Raw genomic sequence first — 2,428 nt, 5'->3', positions numbered from 1 at the left:
GTAAGCGAACGGCGAACACCTCTTGTCAGTGATCAGGCATTGTGCTGCCAGTGCTGAGGCAGGAGCTCGTGGAGCTGGCTGGCCTTGTGGGTCGGCAGCCGTTCCAGCACGTCCTTCAGGTAGGCGTAGGGCTCATGGCCGTTCAGCTTGGCAGACTGGATCAGGCTCATGATGTTGGCGGCCCGCTGGCCGCTGCGCAGTGATCCGGCGAACAGCCAGTTGCTGCGTCCGAGCGCCCAGGGGCGAATCAGGTTCTCCACCCGGTTGTTGTCGATCGGCAGTCGGCCGTCATCCAGGTAGCGCGTCAGTGCCGCCCAGCGTTTCAGGCTGTAGTCCAGCGCCTTGGCCGTGGCCGAGCCGTTCGGCACTTTCTCGCGGTGAGCCAGCATCCAGCGGTGCAGTGCGTCGGCGAGGGGCCTTGCTCTTGTGTCGCGTAGTCGTTGGCGTTCTTCAGCGGTGAGCGACTGGACCTCACGCTCCACTTGGTAGAGCTGACCGATGAGCTCGATGGCCTGCTCGGCGATCTGACTCTTGTCGGCCACGTGCAGGTCGACGAACTTGCGCCGCGCGTGGGCCATGCAGCCGATCTCGGTGACGCCCTTGGCAAAGCTCTGTTTGTAGCCGCTGTAGTCGTCGCAGATCAGCTTGCCCCGCCAGTCGCCGAGGAAGTCGCGGGCATGCTGGCCGCCGCGCCCTTCGCTGAAGTCGTAGATCACCGCCTTCAACCCGGCGTAGGGCGTGGTGGCATAGGCCCAGAGGTAGGCCCGATGGGTCGTCTTCTTGCCCGGGGCCAGCATCGGCACTGGCGTCTCGTCGGCATGCAGTACGGGTTCACCAAGCAGCAGGTCGCGCAGGGCATCGATCAGCGGTTGGAGCCGCACGCCGCAGATGCCGACCCACTCGGCCAGGGTGGAACGCGGTATCGCCACGCCGGCACGAGAAAAGATCTGCTCCTGCCGATAGAGCGGCAGATGATCGGCATACTTGGCGATCAGCATCTGGGCCAGCAGGCCGGCGGTGGGGATGCCCTTGTCGATGATCTGCGCCGGCATTGGCGCCTGGGTCAGCGTCTCGCAGTGATCGCAGACCCACTTGCCGCGGATGTGGCGCTCGACGTGGAACACGCCCGGCGTGTAGTCGAGCTTCTCGCTGATCTCCTCGCCGATCCGCCGCAGCTGGCAACCGCAGGCGCAATGGTCGCTCTCCGGGTCATGGCGGATCTCGGTTCGCGGCAACTCGGGAGGCAAGGAAGAACGTTTGGGTGTTTGCTTGGCAGTCGGCGCGGCGGGGGTGAGATTCAGTGCCGCTAACTCAGTCTCGATGGCGGCGATGTCGGCATCCACCACCTCGTCCAGCAGACTGATCTGCAGGACGTTGAGCTGTTCACTGCGCTTGCCGAAGGCATGGCGCTTGAGCAGCGCCAGTTCATAGGTCAGCTTCTGGTTGACCTGCTCGCTGTGACGGAGCGCCTTCTCCTTTTCCTCAACCTGCGACATCAGCGTTGCCGCCAGGTGGCGGAGCTGATCGGGAGAGAGCTGGGACAGATCGGGCGGTGTCTTCATCCGCTGAGTATGCCAGCCCCCGGGCGGGAGCGGGATTGGCGCATCTGCGAATAGCCTGGCCGCCGCGTCTATGCCACTCCTCACACTACCGAGATCACGCCGCCGGCGCCCAGGCGCTGCCAGGGCAACCCCTGCACCAGCGCGCTGACCTGCTCGGGAGATAACTCGACCCGGTCCCCGCGCCAGGTCTCCGCCCAGTGGAACTTGCCCTGGTTCAGGCGCCGGGCACACAGCCAGACGCCCAGGCCATCGTGAACCAGCACCTTCATGCGGTTGCCGCGACGGTTGGCGAACAGGTAAGCGCAGTGAGGCCGGGCAGCGCCGAACACCTTCACCACCCGAGCCAGTGCGGTATCCGGACCGGCCCGCATATCCAGCGGCTCGGTGGCCAGCCAAATCTCGTCGATGCGGATCATCCCAGCAGCCCCTTCATCCACTGCGCGCACTGGGCCGCCTCTGCCACCGGCCAATGCACGGTGATCGTGCCGTGCGCCGAGGGCACCTCGATACGGATGTCTCCAGAGGCAGTAGCAGAAGCTGGAAGATCAGCCGCTGCTGGCGGCGCCGGCAAGGGCACGAACTCCGGCACGGCCGGCAGTTGGCTCTGGCGTTTGGCCTTGCGGATCCAGGCCTGGACGAGGTTGGTATTGAGCCCGTGCTGCAGCGCGACCTGAGCGATCGAGGCATCACCCTGCAGGCAAGCTGCCACGATCTTGGCCTTGAACGACGGGGCGTAGCGACGACGGCGGCGGATCTCACGATCGGTGCTTGGCGTAGTCATGAATAGGTGCCCACGTATTAATAGATGGGCACCTACCGTCACAGAAGCCGAGCCTTGAGGGTAGATGGGTTCACCGGCCCGTTAC

At 65.0% G+C, this 2,428-nt stretch carries 3 protein-coding genes; all 3 read right to left on the bottom strand.

What is annotated here, in order from left to right; genetic code table 11:
• Nucleotides 1-32 precede the first annotated feature (32 nt).
• A complete protein-coding gene (gene tnpC / locus FHR97_RS20020) occupies nucleotides 33-1,562 on the bottom strand; it encodes an IS66 family transposase (RefSeq protein WP_183385558.1) in 1,530 nt (509 codons plus the stop codon).
• Between the two features lie 80 nt (nucleotides 1,563-1,642).
• Nucleotides 1,643-1,978 (bottom strand): IS66 family insertion sequence element accessory protein TnpB, encoded by a 336-nt coding sequence (tnpB, locus tag FHR97_RS20015; RefSeq protein ID WP_183385557.1) that lies wholly within the window; start codon nucleotides 1,976-1,978, stop codon nucleotides 1,643-1,645.
• Nucleotides 1,975-2,343: an IS66-like element accessory protein TnpA gene (tnpA, locus tag FHR97_RS20010; protein ID WP_183385556.1), complete on the bottom strand. Its 369-nt coding sequence runs from the start codon at nucleotides 2,341-2,343 to the stop codon at nucleotides 1,975-1,977. Before tnpA ends, tnpB begins: the two co-directional genes overlap by 4 nt.
• Nucleotides 2,344-2,428: the final 85 nt, after the last annotated feature.

This window comes from Halomonas stenophila (assembly GCF_014192275.1).
GTDB classification, from domain to species: Bacteria; Pseudomonadota; Gammaproteobacteria; order Pseudomonadales; family Halomonadaceae; genus Halomonas; species Halomonas stenophila.
The sequence above is the reverse complement of the archived record's forward strand: the minus strand, read 5'-3'. Positions and strand labels throughout refer to the sequence as shown.

Bases quoted from the DNA above. Each gene is read 5' to 3' on its own strand.
- tnpC (WP_183385558.1), bottom strand. From the start codon at position 1,562: ATGAAGACACCGCCCGATCTGTCCCAGCTCTCTCCCGATCAGCTCCGC.
- tnpA (WP_183385556.1), bottom strand. From the start codon at position 2,343: ATGACTACGCCAAGCACCGATCGTGAGATCCGCCGCCGTCGTCGCTAC.
- tnpB (WP_183385557.1), bottom strand. From the start codon at position 1,978: ATGATCCGCATCGACGAGATTTGGCTGGCCACCGAGCCGCTGGATATG.